This is a genomic window from Mesoflavibacter zeaxanthinifaciens subsp. sabulilitoris (assembly GCF_014191595.1).
GTDB classification, from domain to species: domain Bacteria; phylum Bacteroidota; class Bacteroidia; order Flavobacteriales; family Flavobacteriaceae; genus Mesoflavibacter; species Mesoflavibacter zeaxanthinifaciens.
Genome location: NZ_JACHWV010000004.1, coordinates 156542 through 182266, shown reverse-complemented (window position 1 = coordinate 182266; position 25725 = coordinate 156542). Strand labels below are relative to the sequence as shown.

General features: G+C 30.4%; 20 protein-coding genes. 15 read left to right on the top strand and 5 right to left on the bottom strand.

All coding sequences use genetic code 11. The features are described from left to right. Positions 1–10: 10 nt before the first annotated feature. Positions 11–787, bottom strand: a complete 777-nt coding sequence (gene surE, locus FHS04_RS07350; RefSeq protein WP_106679969.1) for a 5'/3'-nucleotidase SurE — start codon at positions 785–787, stop codon at positions 11–13. Between the two features lie 151 nt (positions 788–938). Here surE and FHS04_RS07345 point away from each other — a divergent pair, with 151 nt between their 5' ends. The 3 genes from FHS04_RS07345 to FHS04_RS07335 all read left to right on the top strand — a co-directional run bounded on the left by FHS04_RS07345 (position 939) and on the right by FHS04_RS07335 (position 6874). Continuing rightward, complete coding sequence (locus FHS04_RS07345) at positions 939–3074, top strand: carboxy terminal-processing peptidase (RefSeq protein ID WP_106679971.1); 2136 nt, start codon at positions 939–941, stop codon at positions 3072–3074. 6 nt (positions 3075–3080) lie between these two features. After that, positions 3081–4175 carry an ABC transporter permease gene (locus tag FHS04_RS07340; protein WP_106679973.1) on the top strand — a complete coding sequence of 365 codons (1095 nt, stop codon included), beginning with the start codon at positions 3081–3083 and terminating at the stop codon, positions 4173–4175. A 320-nt stretch (positions 4176–4495) separates the two neighbouring features. Next, the gene (locus FHS04_RS07335; RefSeq protein ID WP_106679975.1) at positions 4496–6874 is read left to right on the top strand and encodes a GAF domain-containing protein; all 2379 of its coding nucleotides are present in this window, start codon (positions 4496–4498) and stop codon (positions 6872–6874) included. On the opposite strand, the gene FHS04_RS07330 is transcribed toward FHS04_RS07335, so the two are convergent. After that, entirely contained in the window at positions 6858–8123 is a 1266-nt protein-coding gene (locus FHS04_RS07330; protein WP_106679977.1) for a Pycsar system effector family protein, read from the bottom strand. The genes FHS04_RS07335 and FHS04_RS07330 overlap by 17 nt on opposite strands. A 56-nt stretch (positions 8124–8179) precedes the next feature. On the opposite strand from FHS04_RS07330, the gene FHS04_RS07325 reads away from it, so the two are divergent. Both FHS04_RS07325 and FHS04_RS07320 read left to right on the top strand, forming a co-directional pair. Then, positions 8180–11890, top strand: a complete 3711-nt coding sequence (locus FHS04_RS07325) for a metallophosphoesterase (protein ID WP_106679979.1) — start codon at positions 8180–8182, stop codon at positions 11888–11890. Positions 11891–11899: 9 nt separating this feature from the next. Further along, on the top strand, positions 11900–13174 hold the full coding sequence (locus FHS04_RS07320) for a DUF2254 domain-containing protein (RefSeq protein ID WP_106679981.1): 1275 nt from the start codon (positions 11900–11902) through the stop codon (positions 13172–13174). On the opposite strand, the gene FHS04_RS07315 is transcribed toward FHS04_RS07320, so the two are convergent. After that, positions 13163–13969, bottom strand: a complete 807-nt coding sequence (locus FHS04_RS07315) for a hypothetical protein (protein WP_106679983.1) — start codon at positions 13967–13969, stop codon at positions 13163–13165. The genes FHS04_RS07320 and FHS04_RS07315 overlap by 12 nt on opposite strands. 86 nt (positions 13970–14055) lie before the next feature. Between FHS04_RS07315 and FHS04_RS07310 the strand changes: the two genes are divergently transcribed. From FHS04_RS07310 to FHS04_RS07300, 3 genes are read left to right on the top strand one after another with little or no spacing between them, the layout of a single operon-like run. Then, positions 14056–14742, top strand: a complete 687-nt coding sequence (locus FHS04_RS07310; protein ID WP_106679985.1) for a glycerophosphodiester phosphodiesterase — start codon at positions 14056–14058, stop codon at positions 14740–14742. Then, positions 14739–15944, top strand: coding sequence for a BaiN/RdsA family NAD(P)/FAD-dependent oxidoreductase (locus FHS04_RS07305; RefSeq protein WP_106679987.1), 1206 nt, complete (start codon positions 14739–14741; stop codon positions 15942–15944). The genes FHS04_RS07310 and FHS04_RS07305 overlap by 4 nt, the downstream gene beginning before the upstream one ends. Before the next feature lie 2 nt (positions 15945–15946). Continuing rightward, entirely contained in the window at positions 15947–16483 is a 537-nt protein-coding gene (locus FHS04_RS07300) for a DUF1697 domain-containing protein (RefSeq protein ID WP_106679989.1), read from the top strand. Here the strand turns inward: FHS04_RS07300 and FHS04_RS07295 are convergent. Beyond that, on the bottom strand, positions 16480–17040 hold the full coding sequence (locus FHS04_RS07295) for a TetR/AcrR family transcriptional regulator (RefSeq protein WP_051169897.1): 561 nt from the start codon (positions 17038–17040) through the stop codon (positions 16480–16482). The genes FHS04_RS07300 and FHS04_RS07295 overlap by 4 nt on opposite strands. A gap of 201 nt (positions 17041–17241) precedes the next feature. On the opposite strand from FHS04_RS07295, the gene FHS04_RS07290 reads away from it, so the two are divergent. The 4 genes from FHS04_RS07290 to FHS04_RS07275 are packed head-to-tail and all read left to right on the top strand — an operon-like array spanning position 17242 to position 21093. Then, a complete protein-coding gene (locus FHS04_RS07290; protein ID WP_106679991.1) occupies positions 17242–18321 on the top strand; it encodes a diphosphomevalonate/mevalonate 3,5-bisphosphate decarboxylase family protein in 1080 nt (359 codons plus the stop codon). A 28-nt stretch (positions 18322–18349) separates the two neighbouring features. After that, entirely contained in the window at positions 18350–19279 is a 930-nt protein-coding gene (locus tag FHS04_RS07285; RefSeq protein WP_106679993.1) for a mevalonate kinase family protein, read from the top strand. 32 nt (positions 19280–19311) lie between these two features. Beyond that, positions 19312–20217, top strand: coding sequence for a geranylgeranylglycerol-phosphate geranylgeranyltransferase (locus FHS04_RS07280; RefSeq protein ID WP_106679995.1), 906 nt, complete (start codon positions 19312–19314; stop codon positions 20215–20217). Between the two features lie 33 nt (positions 20218–20250). After that, positions 20251–21093, top strand: coding sequence for a pseudouridine synthase (locus FHS04_RS07275; RefSeq protein WP_106679997.1), 843 nt, complete (start codon positions 20251–20253; stop codon positions 21091–21093). Between the two features lie 31 nt (positions 21094–21124). Here the strand turns inward: FHS04_RS07275 and FHS04_RS07270 are convergent, their stop codons facing one another. Next, complete coding sequence (locus FHS04_RS07270; RefSeq protein WP_106679998.1) at positions 21125–21997, bottom strand: sterol desaturase family protein; 873 nt, start codon at positions 21995–21997, stop codon at positions 21125–21127. Between the two features lie 396 nt (positions 21998–22393). Here FHS04_RS07270 and FHS04_RS07265 point away from each other — a divergent pair, with 396 nt between their 5' ends. Genes FHS04_RS07265 through FHS04_RS07255 form a run of 3 tightly spaced genes read left to right on the top strand, consistent with a single transcriptional unit; the run spans position 22394 to position 25680 of the window. Continuing rightward, positions 22394–23791, top strand: coding sequence for an arginine decarboxylase (locus FHS04_RS07265; protein ID WP_027881010.1), 1398 nt, complete (start codon positions 22394–22396; stop codon positions 23789–23791). After that, positions 23781–24716, top strand: coding sequence for an agmatinase (gene speB / locus FHS04_RS07260; RefSeq protein WP_106680000.1), 936 nt, complete (start codon positions 23781–23783; stop codon positions 24714–24716). The genes FHS04_RS07265 and speB overlap by 11 nt, the downstream gene beginning before the upstream one ends. After that, positions 24706–25680 (top strand): deoxyhypusine synthase family protein, encoded by a 975-nt coding sequence (locus tag FHS04_RS07255; RefSeq protein ID WP_027881012.1) that lies wholly within the window; start codon positions 24706–24708, stop codon positions 25678–25680. The genes speB and FHS04_RS07255 overlap by 11 nt, the downstream gene beginning before the upstream one ends. Positions 25681–25725 lie beyond the last annotated feature (45 nt).

Genomic DNA, 25725 nt, shown 5'->3' with positions numbered 1-25725 from the left:
ATATTAAAACTTAATCGTTTAATTGCCAAGTATTAAGTTGCTGCATGTAATGGTGCGCAGTCAAATCAAATTGTACAGGGACTACAGATACATATCCTTCTTTTAAAGCCCATTCATCTGTATCACTTCCATTATCGTAATTTACAAATTTTCCTGTAAGCCAATAATAATCTTTTCCTTGCGGTGTTTTTCGTTTATCAAACTTCTCTTTCCAATTGGCTCTAGCTTGTCTACATACTTTAATGCCTTTTATGTCTTTTTCTTCTAAATCAGGAATGTTAACATTCAAAATAACACCTTCAGCAATACCATGTTTTAAAGCGTTTTTTGTGATGCGTTTTACGTATTTTTTTGAGGCTTCAAAATTGGCTTCCCAATTATAATTTAAATTAGAAAATCCTATTGCTGGTATACCTTCTATACCTGCTTCAATCGCTGCACTCATCGTGCCAGAATAAATAACATTAATAGAACTGTTTGAACCATGATTAATCCCAGAAACACATAAGTCTGGCTTGCGGTCTAATACCTCGTTTACAGCTATTTTTACACAATCTGCAGGTGTGCCAGAACAACTGTATTTTAGTGTTTTTTCACCTTTTTTAGAGACCTTATCTAAGTGTAATGTGTTGTTAATAGTAATAGCATGTCCCATACCACTTTGTGGACTATCTGGTGCGACAACAACCACATCGCCTAAAGTTTCCATAACTTCTATTAAAGCCAGAATACCTGGAGCTGTAATTCCATCATCATTAGTCACTAAAATTAAAGGTTTTTTACTCATAATTAGATTTGTTTTTCCCTATTGCTAAAATACATAAAAACTTCTGTAACCGCCTAATTTATTCAGTTTAACAAAAAATTAGTGCAAATAGATTTTATTGGCATAGTTTTTTCTTTACTTTAGTAGAAATTTCCCAATAAATAAGAAGAAAATGAGAAGGAATTATAATATTTTGCTACTAGTTTTAGTGCTTGCATTTGGATCTTGTAGCTTTACCACTAAGGTAGACGATAACCCAGATAAAGATAAATTATTAATTCAAATAATAACTTTGGCATTAGATCAGCTTCACTTTGAGCCAAAGACTGTAGATGATGCATTTTCAAAAGAAATATTTGAAGATTATTTAGAGCAAGTAGATCCTTTAAAACGTTATTTTTTGAAGTCAGATATTGATGATTTTAAAAAATACGAAACTGAAATTGATGACCAATTAAAAGCTTATGATATTTCATTCTTCAACGCAGTACACGAAAGGTTAATTAAGCGTCAAGAAGAAGCAAAAGCCTATTATAAAGAGATTTTAGAAAAACCTTTTGATTTTTCTAAGGATGAAGAATATAATGCAGATTATGAGAATTTAGAGTATTCAAAAAACAAAAAACAGCTTAAAGAAAGATGGAGACAACAATTAAAGTTTAATACATTATCAAATTATGAAACTTTAATTGAGCAACAAGAAAATGACGAAGCTAAAGAAGATAATACAGAAGCACCAAAGTCTTTAACCGAACTTGAAGAAGAGGCTAGAAACGAAACCTTAAAAGCGCTTGATAATTACTTTACAGACTATATAGAAGATATGGAGCGTAAAGATTGGTTTGCAATGTATGTAAACACAATAGTAGAAGAGTATGACCCGCATACATCTTACATGGCGCCAGTAGATAAAGATCGTTTTGATCAACAGATGTCGGGTAAACTTGAAGGAATTGGAGCAAGATTACAAAAGAAAATGGATTACATTAAGATTGTCGAGTTAATCTCTGGTGGACCAGCTTGGAGAGATGGACTGATTGAAGTAGGCGATGTGATTTTAAAAGTACGTCAAGGTGACGAAAAAGAAGCAGTAAGTATTGTAGGAATGCGTATTGATGATGCTATTAAACTAATAAAAGGACCAAAAGGAACAGATGTTGTTTTAACCATGAAAAAGGTTGATGGTACCATCGAAGATATAAAAGTGACAAGAGATTTAGTAGAGTTAGAAGAAACCTACGCAAAGTCTTCAATTGTTAAAAAAGATGATAGAATTTACGGTGTAATAAACTTGCCAAAATTCTATGTAGATTTTAATGATTATAAAGAGCGAAATGCTGCTTCAGATATAAAACTTGAAATTGAGCGTTTAAAAGAGCAAGGTATTGAAGGTTTAGTTTTAGACTTAAGAAACAATGGTGGTGGATCTTTAAAAACCGTAGTTGATATGGCTGGTTTATTTATAGAAGATGGGCCAATTGTTCAAGTAAGAGAAACAGGATCTCAAAAAGAAGTATTAAAAGATACCGATAGAAGTATAACTTGGGACGGACCATTAGTAATTATGGTAAATGAGTTGTCTGCTTCAGCATCAGAAATTTTAGCAGCTGCAATGCAAGACTATAAAAGAGCTATTATAATTGGTAGTAAACAAACCTACGGAAAAGGTACTGTACAAAACGTATTAGACCTTAACAGAATGGTGCGTAATAGTTCTCACGGAGATTTAGGTGCTTTAAAATTAACAAGACAAAAGTTTTACCGTATTAACGGTGGATCAACACAATTAGAAGGTGTTAAAAGCGATATAGCAGTTCCAGACAGATACAGTTTTATTGATATTGGCGAACGTGATCAAGAAAACCCTTTACCATGGGATAAAATTACACCAGTAGATTATGATGTTTGGGATAGTTATTTTGATTACGATGCAACTATTTCAAAAAGTAAGCAGCGTATGGCAAATAACGAACAGCTTAAACTTATAGAACAAAGTGCTATATGGGCTAAAAAGCAAATGGACGATAATACATATTCATTAAACTATAAAAAATATAAAGAAGAGTTAAAGCTTAACGAAGAGCAAGCTAAGCAGTTTGATGCTATTTCAGATTACAAAACTAATCTAACGTTTAACTCTTTACCATACGAACAAAAAATGTTTGAACAAGACACTGTACTAAAGCAAAAACGCGAAAGATGGCATGAAAATTTAAGTAAAGATGTTTATGTAGAAGAAGCTTTAAACGTGTTAGACGACTTAAATAGTACTTACCGTATTAACAAAGTAGCTACAATAAAAGATTAATAATCAATGAGTAAAAACTCTAGCTCATTATCTCAACTAGCGCTTCAAAAGTTTATAAAAAACTTTTGGGGCGTTTTTAGTTTGATATACATTGGCTTAGTTGGTATAATCTCGGTTTTTGCATATGTCTTTGCGCCAGATAGTTCGCAAAACGCTAATCAAATGCATGTCTCTATTCACTCTAAATCACCTGGTTTTTCGGTAGATATGCTAACTATTCCTTCAGAAGTAGATAATGATCAAAATTGGTTTGATATTATTTTTTTTGGAAAGAAAAACACAAACACCGAAATACCTATTTCAAATTATAAATTAGAAGGTAATCAGCTAACTTATACCGAGTATGTTTCTGATGGATTGCAAGGTGAAACAAAAACCATAAATGCTAATTTTATCACAGATAATTCCACAAAACAATTCATAAAAAAAAGAACATTTTATTTAGGAACAGATAAATACGGAAGGGATTTATTAAGTAGGCTTTTGGTTGGTGCACGTATTTCGTTCTTTATAGGTTTTGTAGCTGTATTTATTTCGTTAGTAATAGGTGTTTTTATGGGAAGTATTGCTGGCTACTATGGTGGTAAAATCGACGCAGCAATTATGTGGATTATTAACGTAACATGGTCAATACCTACATTATTATTGGTAATTGCTATAACCTTAGCTTTAGGTAAAGGGTTTTGGCAAGTATTTATAGCAGTAGGCTTAACCATGTGGGTAGAAGTAGCAAGAGTAGTAAGAGGTCAAATTATTAGTGCAAAAGAAATGCAATACGTTACTGCAGCAAAAGCGTTAGGATTTAATGATTTTAGGATTATAGCCAAGCATATTTTACCCAATATTTTAGCACCGGTAATAGTGATTTGTGCAGCTAATTTTGCAGCAGCAATTTTAATAGAATCAGGTCTTAGTTTTTTAGGTATTGGTGCACAACCGCCAATGTCAAGTTGGGGAGCAATGATAAAAGATCATTACAATTATATTATTTTAGGTAAGCCTTACTTGGCAATTTTACCAGGACTTTGCATCATGTTTTTGGTTATGGCTTTTATGCTTGTTGGTAATGCTTTACGAGATGCTTTAGATGTTAAAGTCTAATTAATTTCTTCATTAATTGTCTATTATACTAATTAAACATCTATAGTTTTTATAATAACTAAAGTGTAATAGTTGTAAGTTATTTTATTTTTTAACGACAATCAATTATTAATTAATTTAATATAAGTTAATTAAGTAGTCTTTTGCAAGATTGTACTATTTAGGTAACTCATAGGTGTTATTATATATTGTCAACTAAATTAGTTATATTAAGAAGTATAGGTAATACAATAAATATTGTACATACCTTTGTAGTTTAAAAATATGAGAAGTTATAATAAAGACCTCAATATTTTTTAATTTTGCACAAATAAAATTATATGCTAAAAACTATAGACACAAGTATTACTTTCCCTTTTTCTGTAAAAATTGGTTTTAATAAATTATTAAACCAGTACGATGCTTTGTCTAAAAGTGAAAATGAAATTATAGCTAAAAAAGCTAAATCTATATTAGAAATTGCAGAACAAAACCCGATTCTAAAAGAAGGTTTTACAGATTATTCTATACTTTCTGAATATCAAAAAGAAGTTAAAATTATACTTCAAGATGTTTTTAGTGAAGTCTTAACTTTAAACGAAATAAAGTTTGCAACAATACCATTACAAAACATAGTTTTATCCTCTTCGCAACGTTTTAAAAATATAGTTAAAGAAGCTGGAGAAGAATTTGATTTGGTAATAAAAAACATGCCAGATGATGATTTGTATATTTTTGGATGTACAATAATTATAAGCATGTACTATGGCTATAAATTAAATTTTAAACGTCCTATTTATTACGATATACCTGATGGTAATGGAATTTTAAGAACTTATAAAGTCCTTTATAACGCAGATTTTATAGAGATTTTACCTACAAAAGATGCTCCAGAATTTACTAAAGCAGATTATGAAGAGTTATTAGATAATTTTGATAATATAGATCTATGGAAAGAAAAATTTCCGCCAAATAGTTATCAATTTAAAGGATTTGTAGTATCAAGTATGTTTGATGTAACAGACGACCAGTCTATATCAAACATAAAATCAACTTTGATTCAAATAAATAAAAGAGAGAAGAAGACGTTTATAGAAAATTTTGAAAATGTTTTTCAAAGACTATTTAATAGTAACAATATAAAAGTTGGTTTTTCAATATTTACACAAGAAGACAATTCGCTTACTCGAGCCTATCAAAGTAATATAAAAAGTTTTTTATTAAACCATCAAGAAACAATTCACTGTAAAGATGCACTTTGTATGTTTTCTTATGATAAGTTAATAAAAGATAAAAATTATTACACAATCTCTGATGTAGAAAAATTGTATCAATTAACACAAGGTAAAGAGCCACAACTTAAAGCTTTGCACGAGCAAGGTATAGAAAGTGCTATTTTTGCTCCAATAGCAGAAGATGGACAGCTGTTAGCTATTTTAGAATTAGTGTCTAATCAAAAAGGAGAGTTAAACAGTATTAACGCAAATAAGTTAATAGATGTAATGCCTTTTATACTTACAGCTGTTAAACGCGCAAAAGAAGAGGAAGAAAACGAAATAGAAGCCATCATACAAAGAGAATGCACATCTATACATCCAAGTGTAAGATGGAAGTTTGAAGAAGCAGCAAGATTATTTAAAAAAGAACAAGAAGAAGGTAAACGTAACCCAAACTTTAAACGTATTAGTTTTGATAAAGTTTATCCATTATTTGGGCAAATTGATGTAAAAGGATCATCAAAAGAAAGAAATGAAGCAACACTAAAAGACCTTCAATTACAACTTAAACTCGTAAAAAATATAATTGAAAAAGCTTCAACGCTAGAAGATTTAATAATTTACCAACAAATTAAGTTTAAGATTGATCAATTTGAAGACCATTTAAAGCAACAGTTTAAAGTAGATACAGAGCAAAAATTAACACAGTTTTTTAATAAAGAAATAGAGCCTATATTTAGATTTCAACTAAATAAACAACAACAATTAAAGGAAGATATAGAAGACTACTTTAATAAGATAGACGATACTTTAAAAGTTATTTATTTTTATCGCAAAAACTTTGATGATACCATTAGCTTAATCAACAAAAACATGGCGTCTATCATAGATAGAAAGCAAATTGAAGCTCAAAGCATGTATCCTCACTTTTTTGAGCGTTTTAAAACTGATGGTGTAGAACATAACATGTACATTGGCGAGTCAATTACAAAGGAAAATTCTTTTAACGAAATTTATCTTTATAACCTAAGGTTATGGCAAATGCAGGTCATGTGCGAGATGGAAAATACATACTACAACCATCAACATCAATATCCAAAAGCTTTAGACGTAGCATCAATGATATTGGTGTTTAACCAACCGTTATCTATTCGTTTTAGAACAGATGAAAAGCATTTTGATGTAGATGGTACATACAATGCAAGATATGAAGTAGTAAAAAAGCGAGTGGATAAAGCTAATATAAAAGGTACTGACGAGAGAATTACCCAAAAAGGAAAGTTAACAATTGTATACTCTCAAAAAGAAGATGAAAAAGAATATTTACAATACGTTAAGTTTTTACAAGCAAAAAAACGTTTAGCAAATAATTTAGAAATATTAGAGTTAGATGATTTGCAAGGTGTTACTGGTTTAAAAGCAATACGAGTAGATATTCTTTATAACGATAAAGCAGAAGATGTTTACTTTACTTATAAAGATATGCTTAAAGATAAAAAGTAGATTTTTTAACTTTAAGCATATCTGATTTAATAACAAAAGTTGTGTCTAAAACGTCTTCTATGTTAGTTCCAGGATTGTTCTTTACAGCAATTCCAAAAGCAATTAAAGACGTAATAATTCCGATCATAAATACAGTATAAGTTATACGTAGTAATCTATATTTTCTCTCTAACACTTTACCTAAAAAATATAAGTCTTTAGTAAGGGATTTATAAACGTAGTTTTTATCTTTTAAAAGCTCTTCTATAGCCCATTCGTATTCTTTCAAATCCATTTTATGGAAGTTACCAAAAAAGGTTAAGTTTACTTCTTTATTAGCGACATCTTCTTTGGTAAATTCTCCACTAGTAACGTTAGGACGAGTAGCTATTATCGACATTACCATAGAAATCACACTGAAAACAGTAAAAATCACTGTAGGCCAAGTCAGGTAAGGATTAGTATCTAATTTAGAAATTAAATTAGCCAAAACTACCGATATGATAATGGCATTTACAGACAGCAAAATATTAGCTTTTGTATCTGCAATGTCACTTAATTTAATATGGTTTCTTAAAGCAACTCTATAAAATGTTTGTATACCTCGTTCTGGGCTTTCGTTTTTATATTGTGCTTTATATTTTGCCTTAATTTTTTCCTTTTTAATTTTTCTTTTGTGCTTCTTTTTAGTTTTAATAAGCTTAGCAAGATTTTTCTCTTTTCTTGGTTGCCAATTCTTTAAAGCATAATCTGTATAAAATCGATGCTTTTTTGATAGCATTTTTATGTTTTCATCAAGCCATTCGCTAGGAGTAAATGTAGCGATACCATTAATTTCAAGCTCTTTTCTTAAAAATTCACTTGCTTCATTAAAATATTTTTTTCCAAAATGAGACGCATCTGCATCACGTAAAATTTTATCAAGCTCAGTTTTAGGTTCGTTAGCTACTTTTGTAGCCATTATGCAGTCTTTTACGCTATCAATTACCTTTTGATCAGCACCTTCTTTTTTTAGAAAATCTTCTGCAATTTTGGCGCTTTCATCTTCATGATCATCCCTAGTTTTGGTGTAACCAGTGTCATGTAATAATGCTGCTAGCATCAAAATTTCAGCATCATTAACATTAATTTCAGAATTTTCAATTATTTCTTTTGTACTTTTAAAAACACGCTTTGTATGTGTATGATTGTGATAAACTATCGTATCCGGTAGTTCATTTTTAAAAAGTTCAAATACAAAGGATTCTGTTTTTTCAACAAGCTTAGTCATTTATAATTTTTTTAAACTAACCTAAAATAACCAAAAATTAACCGTAAATACTATTTATGTCAAAAAATAACATAATTCTAACGTTTTTTATTACATTTTTAATAGCTAGTTGTGCTTCTTACAAAGCACAATATAAAGAAGAAGATAATAAAATTCAACAACTTCCTGATAAACCAATAGATAAGATTTTTTATCTTATAGGAGATGCAGGTAAGTCGCCAATTAATGGCTATTCTAAAGGATTAAAAGCTTTTAAAAGTTTTATTAAAAATAAAAATACTAAAAATACTTATGCAATATTTTTAGGAGATAATATATATCCTGCAGGTTTACCTGATGAGGATGATGAAGACTATTCTGAAGCTAAAAACAACCTACAAGCACAAGTTAATAGTTTAGATGGTTTTGAAGGAGATGTGGTTTTTATTCCTGGTAATCATGATTGGTATGCAGATGGAGTAAAAGGAGTAAAAAGACAAGAAAAGTTTATAGAAGATGCACTAGGTAAAAACACTTTTCAACCAGAAAATGGTTGTCCGTTAGAAGATTATGATGTTGGCGAAAACACAAAGCTTATTATTATAGATACACAATGGTATTTGGAGAATTGGAATGATAATCCTACGATAAATGACAAGTGTGAAATAAAAACAAGAAAACGTTTCTTTTTAGAACTAGAAGGCGAATTTAAAAAAGCTCAAAATAAACGTGTCATTGTTGCAATGCACCATCCAATGTATACCAACGGTACTCATGGTGGATTTTACGAAAAATCAAAGCACTTATACCCAACGCAAAGCAAAATTCCTGTTCCTATCCTAGCGTCGTTTTTAGTACAAGTAAGAACGCAAGGTGGTGTATCTATACAAGATCGTTATAACGAAAGGTATAACGAGTTAATGAGTCGTGTAGAAACCTTAGCTTTAGAGTATGATAATATTGTTTTTGCATCAGGACATGAACATACATTGCAATACATAGAAAACGATGGTATTAAACAAATTGTTTCTGGTTCTGGAGCAAAAGAATCTGGTGCAGCATTAAGTAGAAATGGTTTGTTTGCATACGGTAGGCAAGGTTTTGCAACATTAACGGTTTATAAAGACGGAGAAGCTTGGGTTAGCTATTATGGCGAAGAAAATGAAAATCCTAAACTATTATTTACGCATCAAGTTTTTGAACAACGCGAACAAGAATTTGATATTTCGACTTTACCAGATAATTTCCCTCAAACTATAAAAGCATCAGTTTACACAAAAGAAGAAACTGATAAATCTGGCGTTTATGAAGCCTTTTTTGGAGAGCGTTATCGTGATTTATATAGCACAAAAATAGATGTGCCAGTTGCAACATTAGATACACTTTATGGAGGTTTAGAAATAGTAAGAGAAGGTGGCGGACATCAAACAAGATCCATAAGATTAAAAACCAAAGATGGAAGAGAATTAAATATGCGTGCATTGCGTAAAAGCGCAACGCAATACTTGCAAACAGTTTTATTTAAAGATAATTATCTAGAAGATGACTTTGATAAAACAACTGTAGAAAATTTAATTTTAGATTTCTACACAGCAGCTCATCCGTATGCATTTTTAGCAGTACCAGACTTGGCAGATGCAGCAGATGTATATCATACAAATCCAAAATTATATTATATACCAAAACATAAATATCTTGGAGATTATAATAAAAATTACGGAGGCGAATTATATATGATTGAAGAACGTCCAGAAGAAAACTACACAAACGAACGTAATTTTGGATATGCAGATGATATAGAAAGTACACATGATATTATAGAGAAAATAAGAGATGACGAAAAATATAAAATTGACGAAAACTCTTATGTAAGAGCAAGGTTGTTTGATATGTTAATTGGTGATTGGGATAGACATCAAGACCAATGGAGATGGGCGCAATTTGATCAACCTAATGGAGACAAGCTATTTAAACCAATACCAAGAGATAGAGACCAAGTGTTTTCTAATTTTGACGGAGCAATACTAGATGTAACGCGTTTTCTGTCTGGCGCATCTAAGCAACTACAAGTTTACGACGATAAGTTAAAAGATGTAAAATGGATGAATAGTGCTGGCGTTAAATTAGATAAGGTTTTAATACAACAATCAGATAAAGACGTTTGGTTAAAACAAGCTAAATTTATTCAAGAAAATGTAACAGATCAAGTTATAGAAAAAGCCTTTTCAAAATTACCAGAAGCCTCTAAAAAAGAATCTTTAGCTGAAATTAAAAAGTTTTTAAAAGGTAGAAGAGATAACCTTAAAGATATAGCAGAACGTTACTATAAATATTTAAATGAATTGGTCATCTTAACAGGAACCGATAAAGACGATTTTATAGAAATTAACCGTATTGCAGATAATAAAACAAAAGTCACCATTTGGAGAAATAAAGACGGAGAAAAAGCAGACGTTATCGTAGATAGAGTTTTTGATAAATCGATAACAAAAGAGCTATGGATTTATGCACTTGATGATGATGATATCATTGAAGTAAAAGGAAAAGCCAATAATCTAATTTTTACACGTATTATTGGTGGACAAAATAACGATAAGTACATTATAAAAAATGGTAGACGCGTTCATGTCTACGATCACAAAACTAAGCCAAATGAAATTGTTGAAAATAAAGGTGCAAAAATAAGCTTAACAGATATCTACAATAATAACCTTTTCGACTTTCAACGTAATATTGTAAAGTCAAATATATTAGCGCCAAGTATAGGTTACAATCCGGATGATGGTATTTTATTAGGTCTTCAAGATACGTACACAGTTAAAGGTTTTAGCAGAAATCCTTATACGCAAAGACATAAATTTAAAGCAGGATATTACTTTGCAACAAGTGGTTTTAGTCTAGATTATAGAGGAGATTTTGCAAACTTTACTAGCGAGTGGAATTTGCACATTACAGGTAAAGTAACTAGTGAGAATTTTACTAACAACTTTTTTGGTTATGGAAATGAAACAGTAAACCTTGATGACGATTTAGGTTTGGATTACAACCGTGTAAAAACAAGTACTTATGCGGCAAGTTTTGGTTTATCAAAACGAGGTAATTTTGGTAGTGACTATGGTGTAAGTATTCTTGCAGAAGCTATAGAAGTAGAAGAAACACCAGATAGATACATTGAGGTTTTACAACCACAAAACGCTTCAGAAGAATTTTATGGAAGAAGATATTTTGCTGGTGCACAAGGTGATTTTAAATATGAAAGTTTTGATAGTAAAATTACCCCAACAAGAGGTATGACCTTTAATATTTCTGCAGGAGCAAAAACAGAAATTGACAACAGTAAATATACATACGGTTTTATAGACAGTAATTTAGGGTTTTATAATGCCTTAACAACAAACAGAAAATTAGTGCTTAAAACAGATGTAAGAACACAAATACGTTTTGGAGACGATTTAGTGTTTTATCAAGCAGCTAATCTTGGTGGGCAAACAGGATTAAGAGGATTTAGATTACAACGTTTTACAGGACAACATAGTCTAGCCGGAAGCGCAGATGTACATTATAGATTAGGCTCTTTTAAAACTAAAACGTTACCATTGCAAATTGGACTTTTTGCAGGAGGAGACGTTGGTCGTGTATGGCTTAAAAATGACGAATCCGATAAGTGGCATAATGATTTTGGAGGCGGATTTACAATTGCTGCTGCCGAGACTATAGCGGGTACCTTTAATTTCTTTAATAGTGTAGAAGGTTGGAGATTTTCCTTTGGGTTTGGTTTAAGTTTTTAATCAATTTAAATGAAAAACTACTTAGTAAGCTTAATAAAATACATCTATAAATTAGAAGGTAAAATAGCCTTTTATCCAACATTTTATAGTGTTATTGGTCTCGCTATTTCATTTTTAACTTATGGTGCAGAAAATTTAGGGGTATCAGAGTATTTATACAAAAATATTCCGCAACTAATTATTAACAGTACAGACACTGCGCTAAATATTTTAACAACATTTATTGCTGGGCTAATATCTATAATGGTATTTAGCTTTTCCATGGTAATGGTGTTACTTAATCAGGCTTCAAGTAATTTTTCTCCAAGAGTATTACCAGGTTTAATTTCTAATAAGCGACATCAAAAAATATTAGGTATTTATAATGCTACTTTGCTGTATTGTATTTTTACTTTGGTACAAATAGAACCTAACCAAGAAAAATTTCAGCTTCCAGGATTTTCGGTGTTATTAGCAATTGGATTTATGACTGTTTGTTTAGGTGCTTTCATATATTTTATTCATTCAATTTCTGAAGAAATTCAAGTAAATAATATTATTTTAAACATATATAAAAAAGCTAAAAGTAGACTAGAAAAACTTATAGATTCTGAGAAAACTGATAATCTTAATTTCCCAGATTCAGAACAATGGAATTGTTACAAAACTAAAACTTCAGGCTATTTGCAAGATATTGTCTTAGGTGTTTTGTTAGATTTTGCAAAAGCGCATAATTGTAAATTTGAAGTATTACCTATTAAAGGTAATTTTGTTTTAGAAGATGAGATTCTTTTTAAATGCAATAAAAAGCTAAATGAAGAAGAATTAAAAAAAGTATATTCTTTGTTTAACTTTTCTAGTAGCCAGCGTATTGAAGAAAATTACGTTTTAGCTTTTAAACAAATGACAGAAATAGCTGTAAAATCTATGTCGCCTGGAATTAACGATCCAGGAACAGCGCTAATATGTATAGATTACTTAACACAATTATTTAATATTAGACTTTGTAAAAAGGATCAAATTATTTTATCACAAGAAGATATGGGTTGTATAAAGATTAATTCGGTAAGTTTTAAGTCGCTTTTATACTCTGTTATAACACCTATAAGAACTTACTCTAAACACGATATAGTTATTGTTTTAAAATTATTTTCTATGTTAGAATACGTATATCTTAACTCAAAAAACGAGGTGTATTCTAAAGCGATAAAAGAAGAAGCTAATTCTTTGTATAAAGATGCGAAGCAAGTTATTAAAAACGAAACTGATTTATCAAAATTAGAAACGGCTTTCTTAAAGTTTTAATACATAAATATTATTATCCTCTTTACCAGAATCTTCATCTGTAATAATCACGGTATTGTTATCTTTAAAACAAATACCTTCTTTTTGAGAGTCGTGCTTAAAATCTACAGTTTCAACCTTTCCTTCAAAAAAGTTGTCGTCTTCAAAGTCTGTTAATTTCCATAATTTATCATGGTTAAGTAATACAACAGTTTTTCCGTCATCACTAATATCTGCAGACGTTATTTTGTTGTGTTTTCCATCTAAATTATATTCTGTAACAAGTTTTGCTACATGTGTGCCTAGCGTATTCGGAACTTTTAAAACTTTAAAATTTTTGGTTTCTTTAGTAAAAATGTAAAAGTTGTTATTTAACAAAAAGAAAGACTCAAAATCTTCAGATTTAACATTTTTTGGTAAGGTAAAATGAATAGTATCTGCTGTAGCTTTATCTTTTACCGAATTTATATCTTCAATTTTATAAATAAAAAAATGCTCTCTTTTTCTGTTGTTGTTTCCAAAATCACCGATATATAGATTTCCGTCGTCATCACTAGTAAGATCTTCCCAGTCTTCATTTCTAATGTTGCTTACATCTATATCTCTAACAATATTTCCTTTGTAGTCCATACCATACACATTGTTTTTGTTACCAGCATCTTCAATAGTCCAAACAATATTTGTGTGGTTAACTATTTCTGCAGCAGAAGCTTCTTTTAAATCGCTATCAATGGACCCAACAACAGTAAGTTTTCCGCTTTGACAAGACATAAAAAGTAATATTAAAAAGACAGCAGGTTTTAACTTAAAAATCATAAATTGTAATTTATTAAATGAGAATAAAAATATAAGTATTGTAGTATTTAAATTAAAAAATAGACTCATAAAAAAATTATAAATTAATGAAAAGCACCTTAAAAGTGGGACACAGAGGCGCAAAAGGATATATATCAGAAAACACACTACCTTCAATTAAAAAAGCATTAGAATTGGGAGTAGATGGAATAGAAATAGATGTGCATCTATGTGCGTCTGGAGAGTTAGTGGTGTTTCATGATTTTACTTTAGATAGAATGACTAATGGTACAGGAGAGTTAGGTAAACAAACGCTTAACCAATTACAAGCATTAAAAATTGATGGTCAATATAAAATACCAACATTAATTGAGGTTTTAGATCTGATAAACGGAAGTTGCTTACTTAATATAGAATTAAAAGGAGAGAAAACAGCACAACCAACTGTTAACCTGTTGCATAAATATTTTGCAAAAGGTAATTGGTCTTACAATAATATTTTAATAAGCAGTTTTCAAAGAAAAGAACTAGAAACTGTTTACGCTATAGATAAGAAAATGCCTTTAGGAGTGTTAACCAAAGCAAGTGTAAATGCCTCTATACGTTTTGCAAAAACAATAGAAGCAGTTGCAATCCATCCTAATTTTGCACTTTTAAGTAAAAATAACGTAAAAGAGGCTCAAGACGAAGGTTTTAAAGTTAATGCATGGACTGTTAATGATTACGAGTCTATTGAGCGTATAAAGTCTTACGGTGTTGATGCTATAATAAGTGATTACCCAGATAGAATATGAAGTATTTTGATGTAATAATAGTTGGTGGTGGCGCAGCAGGTTTTTTTGCGGCTATTAACATAGCAGAACAATATCCAGACGTAACTGTAGCTATTTTAGAAAAAAGTAAAGAAGTACTGTCTAAAGTAAAAGTCTCTGGTGGTGGACGTTGTAATGTAACGCATGCAGAGTTTATTCCTCAAGAATTAGTAAAAAACTACCCAAGAGGAGAAAAAGAATTACTAGGACCATTCCATTCTTTTATGACAGGAGATACTATGGAATGGTTCGAAAAAAAAGGCGTGCCACTTAAAATAGAAGAAGATGGGCGCATTTTTCCAGAGTCTAACAGTTCTCAAACTATCATAGATTGCTTTCTTTACGAAGCAAAAAAACTTGGTGTTGAGGTTATTAAACAACAAGTTGTAACAAATTTTAATAAAGATGAATATTGGCATGTCAATACCAAAACAGACTTATATTCTTGCGAAAAATTAATAATAGCAACAGGTAGTAGTGCTAAGATTTGGACAGAATTAAATAAGCTTGGACATAATATTGTACAACCAGTTCCTTCATTATTTACGTTTAATATTAACGATTCTAGAATAAAAGAAATACCAGGTGTTGTTGCTCAAAATGTAACTGTAAAAGTGTTAGGAGCTAATCTTGAGACTAATGGACCGTTGTTGATTACACATTGGGGAATGAGTGCTCCTGCTATACTAAAATTATCAGCTTTTGGTGCTGTAGAATTAGCTAAAAAGCAATATGATTTTCAAATTGAAATTAATTTTATTAACCAAGATTACGACGATGCTTTATCAACATTAAAACAAATAAAAATAGATCTTGCCAAAAAGGTTGTTGTTAATCACGCAATGTTTGATTTGCCAAAACGTTTATGGAATCAATTAGTTTTAGCTGCACAAATAAGCGCTGAAGCAAGATGGGCAGATATAAATAAATATCAATTAGAGCAATTGTCAAATCAGTTAACAAAAGCAATGTTTAATGTAAAAGGTAAAAGTACTTTTAAAGAAGAGTTTGTGACAGCTGGCGGAATAGACCTAAAAGAAGTAAACTTTAAAAACTACCAAAGTAAGCTTTTTGAAAACTTATATTTTGCGGGAGAAGTCATTAATGTAGACGCAATTACTGGCGGATTTAATTTTCAAAACGCATGGACAGGCGCCTATATATTATCTAAAAATCTTTTTTAAATATGAAAACATATTTAGCCTTTTTAAAAGGTATTAATGTTGGTGGTCATCATAAAATATTAATGAAAGATCTTAGGGATTTGTTAAATAACCTAGGATTTAAGGATGTTAAAACGTATATCCAAAGTGGTAATGTGATTTTTAAGACAGAAATAAAAGATAAAACAGTTGTAGAAAAACAAATAACTACTGCAATTAAAAATAAATACAACTATAACATACAAGTAATTGTAAAACAGCCCAAAGACGTACAGGCTATTTTAGATAACTCGCCATTTATACAAGAGAAAACGCAAGAGAGTTATTTTTTTATATTAAAAAACTCTCCATCAGGAAAAAGTATTGATCAAATACAATCAATAAGTTATCCAAATGAAGAGTTTTTTGTAACAAGTAAAGTTGTTTATCTTTATTGTAATGCTGGATACGGAAGAGCAAAATGTAATAATACTTTTTTTGAAAAAAAGTTAAATGTAATTGCTACTGCACGTAACTACAAAACCTTAAATAAAGTTTTAGAAATTAGTAAGGATAATTAGTGTTTTCTAACACAATCCCAAGCCATTTCTGTAACTTGCTTAATTTCTTTTTCTGATAATTCTATTGCACCCATTTCTTTAAGCTTTACAGCAGATGTAATACAACCAGAAGCTGTTTGCATTAATAATCTTAACTCTACATCGTTTCTAAGATGGTCTTCATCAATTCCTTTTTGAAAAAAATCTCTTAATCCAGCTGTGTATTCTCTAACAGCTTCAACTAATTCTTTTGGCATTAACGGTGGTACAGCAACAAACTCCATAAACTTAAAAGCTAATGGGTTGCCAATGTAATAGTTAAAAAGATTTAAGCAAATTGCTTCAAATTGAGTTTTAAAATCAGTATCAGGTAAATTAGCCATCAAAACAACACCATAGTCTTGGTTAATCATTTTGTAAATTTCCTCTAAGATTTCTTGTTTGTTGTCAAAATAGTGGTAAATAGTACCAACTGCAACATTAGCCTCTTTTGCTACTTGTGACATAGGTGTAGCATAAACACCTTGTTTTACCACCAATTCTAGCATGGTAAAAATTATTCGTTGTCTTTTATCCATTTGGATACAAAAAATTTGATAAGGTGAAAGAAGTTTTTGGTTAATTTTGGGAGTACTTCCACCTTAAGTTAGTTAATTAAACATTTAAATTTACACAAAGTGAATAAATAAATCAATTAATTAAATTGAATACCTATTCATTGTAAAACTACTAAAATTATAGAATAATAAAAACTATCTTTGTCAAAAAATAAATAATAAATGTTGATAGATCAGTTTTGTTTTTCATTAGATGTTAGTAAACTTAAGGAAGGAAGCGTGATTTGGGAATCTCCTAGTAATATTGCTTTAGTGAAATATTGGGGCAAAAAAGAGCATCAAATTCCAGAAAATACATCAATAAGTTTCACTTTAAATCAGTGTAAAACAATTACAGAATTAACATTTGTTAAGAAAAATTTAACAGAAGAATTTTCATTTGATGTTCTTTTGGACGATCAACCTAAGCCAGAATTCAAATCTAAAATAGCTACATTTTTCAAGCGTGTAGAAGATTATTTACCATTTTTAAAACATTATCATTTTGTTATAAATACAAAAAATACATTTCCTCATAGTTCGGGTATCGCTTCCTCAGCTTCAGGGATGAGTGCTTTAGCTTTATGCTTAATGGATGTCGAAAAATTACATAATCCACAAATGACACAAGATTACTTTAATAAAAAAGCGTCATTTTTAGCAAGATTAGGTTCTGGTAGCGCCAGCAGGAGTATTGAAGGACCAATTGTAGTTTGGGGTAATCATCCAGAAATTGAAGAAAGCAGCGATCTTTTTGGTGTTAAATATCCGTATAAAGTACATGATAATTTCAGCAATTTTAACGACACAATTTTACTTGTAGATAAAGGCGAGAAACAAGTAAGCAGTACTGTTGGTCATAATTTAATGCATAGACATCCATTTGCAAAAAATAGATTTATTCAAGCAGAAGAAAATATCTCTAAACTAAAATCTATTTTAGCATCAGGAGATTTAAACGCATTTATAGAGTTAGTAGAAAGTGAAGCGCTTACATTACACGCAATGATGATGACAAGTTTGCCTTACTTTATATTGATGAAACCAAATACACTTCAAATCATTAATAAAATTTGGCAATTTAGAAAAGAAACAGGTTTGCCAATTTGTTTTACATTAGATGCAGGAGCAAACGTTCATGTTTTGTATCCTTCAATAGAAGAAGAGAAAATATTAAAATTCATTAACACAGAGTTAGTTGCGTATTGCCAAAACGGTCATTATATTTGCGATAAAATTGGTTTTGGCGCTAAAAAGCAGTAAATTTATATAACCATTGCATTAATAGCTTATGAAAGGTCCCTTATTTTATTCTAAAATTTTACTTTTTGGTGAGTACGGTATCATCAAAGATTCTAAAGGATTATCGATACCATACAACTTCTATAACGGAGCGTTAAAAAAAGATAATAACTTGTCTAAAGAAGCTAAAGCATCTAACGAAAGTTTGAAGCGTTTTGCTGACTATTTATCCAATATTAATAAAGATTTAGTGGCTTTTGATATTGATGCACTAAATCAAGATATAGAGCAAGGTATGTTTTTTGACTCTTCAATACCACAAGGTTATGGAGTAGGAAGTAGTGGCGCTTTAGTGGCTGCTATCTATGATAAATATGCAGATGAAAAAATTACTGTTTTAGAAAATTTAACGAGAGATAAGCTATTAAAGTTGAAAGCTATTTTTTCTGAGATGGAATCTTTCTTTCACGGAAAATCTTCAGGATTAGATCCATTAAATAGCTACTTAAGCTTACCAATTCTTATAAACTCTAAAGAAAATATTGAAGCAACAGGCATACCAACTCAAAGTACAGATGGTAAAGGTGCTGTGTTTTTATTAGATTCTGGTGTTGTTGGTGAAACTGCACCAATGGTTTCTATTTTTATGGAAAACATGAAACAAGAAGGCTTTAGAAACATGCTTAAAGACCAATTTATAAAACATACTGATGCTTGTGTAGAAGACTTTTTAAAAGGAGATATTAAATCTCTGTTTAAAAATACAAAGCAATTATCTAAAGTCGTTTTTAATCATTTTAAACCAATGATTCCTGCACAATTCCATGAACTTTGGAAAAAAGGTTTAGAAACCAATGATTACTATTTAAAACTTTGCGGTTCTGGAGGTGGCGGTTATATTTTAGGATTTGCTCCAGATTTTAAAAAAGCAGAAGAAGCTTTAAAAGATTATAAATTAGAAGTGGTTTATAACTTCTAAAAATTATCACAAGCATAATTTACTTTAATTATATGCTGTCCAGAAAACAAAAACATGTGTTGCTTAAATTTTTCAGCATGTTTTCTGTGGTAAGAGGTTATAATATTTTAGTAATAATTGTAGCGCAATACTTAGCGTCCATTTTTATTTTTGCTCATAATAAACCAACAAAATCTGTTCTCTTAGATTTAAATTTATTAATGTTAGTTTTAGCATCTGCTGCTGTTATTGCTGGTGGATATATTATCAATAATTTTTACGATTCTGAAAAAGACTTAATCAATAGACCAAATAAATCTATGTTAGATAGGTTGGTTAGTCAAAATACAAAACTGTCCTTATATTTTGTGCTAAATTTTTCAGCAATAGTCATGGCTAGTTATGTGTCTTTTAAACCAGTCTTATTCTTTTCTGTTTATATATTTGGGATCTGGTTTTATTCTCATAAACTTAAAAAAATGCCAATAGTAGGCAATTTAGTATCTGCTATTTTAACAATAACGCCCTTTTTTGTCATTTTTGTGTATTACAAAAATTTTGATAATGTAATATTAATGCATGCATCATTTTTGTTCTTAATACTTTCAATAAGAGAACTTACCAAAGACTTAGAAAATATTAAAGGAGATTTAACGCTTAACTACAGAACAATTCCTATAGTTTATGGAGAGGCTACTTCAAAAAAAATGATTAGTGTTTTGGTTACGCTTACATTAATACCTTCATATTTTTTAATTACAAAGTATAATATTGGTAAGATGAATTTTTATTTCTATATCTGCGAAATCTTATTAATAGTCTATTTGTTTCTGCTCTGGAAATCTAAAACAAAGACCCATTACTTGTGGTTACACAATATCTTGAAATTCATTTTATTGGCAGGTGTTTTAAGTATTGTTTTAATAGACTATAATGTAGTTATAGAGCGTATTTTGTGAAAAATTCGTTGTAGCTTTGCAAAAAAATAAATTATGAGTAGACATCAAGGTGCAAATGATAAGAGAAAAAACTCTGGAAGAGGCAGAGGAAACTCTAAAAGCAAAACTTATGCAAGAGGTAACGCGCCAGTAAAACCTAAAAAGGTTTCTAAACAGGCGTCTTCAGATTCTGACTTAATCAGGTTAAATAAATACATAGCTAACGCAGGTATATGTTCTCGTCGTGAGGCCGATCAACATATAGCAATGGGGCTTGTGACTGTAAATGGTAGCATTGTTACCGAAATGGGTTACAAAGTAAAGTTAGATGATGAAGTGCGTTATGATGGAGCAAGAGTAAGTCCAGAAAAAAAAGCATACGTTTTATTAAATAAACCAAAGGGTTTTGCAACAACAACTAGTACAGATAAAGGTCGTACTGTTATGGATTTGGTTGCAAATGCAACAAGCTCTAGGATCAAGCCAATTGGTCGTTTAGGACGAAACTCAACAGGGTTATTATTATTTACAAACGATGAAAAAATTGTAAAAAAGTTTACAAATTCTAAAAATGGCGTATCAAGATTATTTCATGTAGAATTAGATAAAAACCTTAAGCTTGAAGATTTAAAGAAAATTCAAGAAGGATTTAAAGTAGATGATAAATTAATCACAGTAGAAGAGGTTAGTTATATTGATGGTTCTCCTAAAAAAGAAATAGGTATTAAAATTAAAAATACAGGTAATACAATTTTAAGAACCATTTTTGATCACCTTAAATACGATATTGTAAAAATAGACTGTGTTGCAATTGCGCATTTAACAAAAAAGGATATTCCTCGTGGTAATTGGAAGATCTTAACAGAACAAGAAGTAAATACTTTAAAAATGCTATAACAAAAAAGCCGACTTTTACAGTTGGCTTTTTTTATTTTTCTTTCTTAAATCCGTAGGTGTTTTGACCAATAAAATCTTTAGGAAATTGGTCGTCACCTTCAAAACCAATTTCAATAGTACCACTATCTTCTGGTACATAATTAGTTTTAAAAATATAATCCCATAAGCTTAAGCTAATTCCGTAGTTAATACCATGTCTACCTTCTGGTATAGTGTAAGCATGATGATAAAGATGCATTACAGGGTTATTAAAAATATATTTTAAAGGACCATAGGTTAGTTTTATGTTAGAATGGTTTAGGTGACCAATAGTAATTGCAATAAAATGAACGATATAAGCTTGTTCAGGTTCAAAACCACCAAGGATCATTACGCCAAAAACCTTTAAGGGTTTATATAAAACGTTTTCCATCCAATGGTAGCGTAAATGTGCCGCAAAACCCATTTCTTTTACGCTATGATGTACTTTATGGAAATTCCAAAGAAATTCATAACGATGAAGTAATACATGAGTAAACCATTGTACAAAATCTAAGATCAAAAAGAAAGCAAGTAGTTGTAACCAAGGAGACCAATTAGAAATATTTATCAAAGCTAGACTTTGAGTAGTTATATTAAATTCTCCAAAAAACAAACCAAGAACTTTATAAAACCCACTTATAACTATAGAGAAAACAAAAAAGTTAAAAAACATATAGAAAGCATCTAACCAAAAGTCTTTTCTAATAATAGCTTGGTTTTTTCTCCACGGGAAAACAATCTCTAATCCCCAAACAATTAAAGATATAAAGATTAGTCCCCAAAAATAATTTGTATACCAAGGGACTTCAAAAATTATAGATTTATAAGTCCAATTAACCGTTCCTAAAAAAGAGTTAATAAAAGTGTCTAAGTATTTTTCCATCTTTCAATTATGAAACCTAAATTTTAGTCGTGCAAAATACTAAATCTTACAGGTGTTTTTTGTAATTTTTGTTACAATTGAAAAAAAACAAAAAAAAGTTTTGCGTGTCAAAAAAAAAATTACATTTGTCACGCATTTAGCTGAACATTTTGAAAACTGTTTCTATGTTCGGGCTTTTGAAAATTAGGAAGTCATATTCAAAAGCAGCTTACAGATTAAGTGACCGAATTTTAAAGCTAACTTCCGCATTTACTTCAATTTATGCTAGTCAGCATCAGCTTGGCTTTGTGCCAACTTATGACTTAAAAATCCAAATTTGATAAAATTCTTATTATTTTTTTAACAGTAAATTTATACTGTTTTGGTGACTTTTTAGAAAATTTATAAAAAATAATAATGAAAACTAAATACATAGATTTAATAAGTCAAACTTTTGATTTTCCTCAAGAAGAGTTTGATTTAAAAAATAAAACATTACAATTTCATGACGTAGATTTAATGAAGTTGATTGAGGAATATGGTGCGCCATTAAAATTTACTTATCTACCTCAAATTTCTAATAATATCCAACGCGCAAAGCAGTGGTTTGCTAACGCGATAGATAAGCATAATTATAAAGGTAAATACAACTATTGTTATTGTACAAAAAGCTCTCACTTTAAACATGTTTTAAATGAAGCTTTAAAAAACGATATTCATATAGAAACATCTTCTGCATTTGATATAGATATTGTCGAAAATCTTAAAAAAGAAGGAAAAATTACTAATGATACCTTTGTTATTAGCAATGGTTTTAAACGTGAGCAGTACGTAACTAACATTGCTAGATTAATTAATAATGGTCATCATAATTGTATCCCTATAATTGATAATTACGAAGAGATTAATCTACTATCAGAAGAAATTAATGATAACTTTAAAGTAGGTATTAGAATTGCATCTGAAGAAGAGCCAAAATTTGAGTTTTATACCTCTCGTTTAGGTATAGGTTACAAAAATATTGTACCATTTTATAAAAACCAGATTAAAGATAATCCAAAAGTAGAGCTTAAAATGCTTCACTTTTTTATAAATACAGGTATAAGGGATAATGCGTATTACTGGAACGAATTAATCAAATGTTTACGTGTTTATGTTAGCTTAAAAAAGATATGTCCAACATTAGATAGTTTAAATATTGGCGGTGGATTTCCTATAAAAAACTCGTTAGCTTTTGAGTTTGATTACGAGTATATGATAGATGAAATTTTAAATCAAATACAAACCATTTGTGATTTAGAAGGTGTAGATGTGCCAAATATTTTTACAGAATTTGGAAGTTTTACCGTAGGTGAAAGCGGAGGAGCAATCTATCAAGTGTTGTATCAAAAACAACAAAATGATCGCGAAAAATGGAATATGATAAATTCGTCTTTCATAACAACATTACCAGACACATGGGCAATTAATAAAAGATTTATTATGCTGCCTATTAACCGTTGGCAAGATAGTTACGAGCGTGTATTGTTAGGCGGATTGACATGTGATAGTGACGATTATTACAATAGCGAGCAGCATATGAATGCAATATATCTACCAAAATATAACGTAGATAAACCATTATATATAGGCTTTTTTAATACAGGCGCTTACCAAGAAACCATAGGAGGTTTTGGAGGATTACAACACTGTTTAATACCAAGCCCAAAACATATCTTAATAGATAAAGATGATGATGGAAACATCAAAACACAATTATTTTCAGAACAACAAAAAAGTGAAGACTTACTTAAAATTTTAGGTTATGCAAACTAAAACGTATGCAGGAATTCCAGAAGAATTCTCAAAATTAGAAAAAGCAAAAGTAGTGTTAATACCTGTGCCTTATGACGGTACAAGTACTTGGCAAAAAGGAGCAGATAAAGGTCCGCAAGCCTTTTTAGATGCTTCTGAAAACATGGAATTATACGATATAGAAACTGATACAGAAGTGTATCAGCAAGGTGTGTTTTTGGCAGACGCTGTAACAGAAAACAGTAGTCCAGAAGCAATGGTAGATGCTGTACATCAAGCAACAAAAAGATATATTAAAAAAAATAAGTTTGTAACTATTTTTGGTGGTGAGCACTCGATATCTATTGGGACAATCCGTGCGTTTAACGAGATGTATCCAAACTTAACAGTGTTACAATTAGACGCGCATGCAGATTTACGTAAAGAATACGAAGGATCTAAATGTAATCATGCTTGTGCGGTTTACGAAGCAAGTCAAACTACTAATTTAATTCAAGTAGGAATTAGATCTATGGATGCTATTGAAAAAACAGTAATGGACGAAGAAAAAACATACTTCGCTCATGAAATGGTAGAAGATAGCACATGGATGGATAGTGCAATTGACCAAATGACAGATAACGTATTTATTACAATAGATTTAGATGTGTTCGATCCTTCAATTATGCCAAGTACAGGTACGCCAGAACCAGGTGGATTATTATGGTACGAAACCCTAGATTTTTTAAGACAAATATTTGAAGAAAAAAATGTAGTAGGATTTGATATCGTAGAGCTTTGTCCAAATAAAGATGAAAAATCTTCAGACTTTTTAGCAGCTAAACTATATTATAAAATGTTAAGCTATAAGTTTTTAGATGAAAATATAGACGACGAATACGATAATAATTACGACAACAAACAAAAAAATAACAGCACAAAATACAACGAAGACGATGAGTACTAAAGGACCAATTTCTCAATTTATTCAACATCATTATTTACACTTTAATTCTGCAGCTCTTGTAGATGCAGCAAAAGGATACGAAGCGCAATTAAACAACGGTGCAAAAATGTTAGTATCTCTTGCTGGTGCAATGAGTACTGCCGAATTAGGTAAAAGCTTTGCAGAGATGATCCGTCAAGACAAGGTTCAAATAATAAGCTGTACAGGTGCAAACCTTGAAGAAGATATTATGAATCTTGTAGCACATTCTCATTACAAACGTGTACCTAATTATCGTGATTTAACACCGCAAGACGAGTGGGATTTATTAGAAAAAGGATTAAACCGAGTAACAGATACTTGTATACCAGAAGAAGAAGCATTTAGAAGACTGCAACAGCATATTTATAAAATATGGAAAGATGCAGAAGCAAATGGAGAGCGTTATTTTCCGCATGAATATATGTACAAAATGTTACTTTCTGGTGTGTTAGAAGAGTATTACGAAATAGATTTAAAAGACTCTTGGATGTATGCAGCAGCAGAGAAAAATTTACCAATAGTTGTTCCTGGTTGGGAAGATAGTACTATGGGTAATATTTTTGCAAGCTACGTATTAAAAGGAGAGCTTAAAGCAAGTACAATAAAATCTGGTATAGAGTATATGACCTTTTTAGCAGATTGGTATACAGAAAATTCTCAAAACGGAATTGGTTTCTTTCAAATTGGTGGTGGTATTGCAGGAGATTTTCCTATTTGTGTTGTGCCAATGCTATATCAAGATATGGAGCGAACAGATACGCCATTTTGGAGTTATTTCTGTCAAATAAGCGATTCTACAACTAGTTATGGTTCTTATTCTGGAGCAGTACCAAACGAAAAAATTACTTGGGGAAAACTAGATATTAATACACCAAAGTTTATTGTAGAAAGTGACGCTACAATAGTAGCGCCATTAATCTTTGCATACCTTTTGGATTGGTAAAAATTTCCTATAACTTTAAAATATAAAAATACATACCCGAAAAAG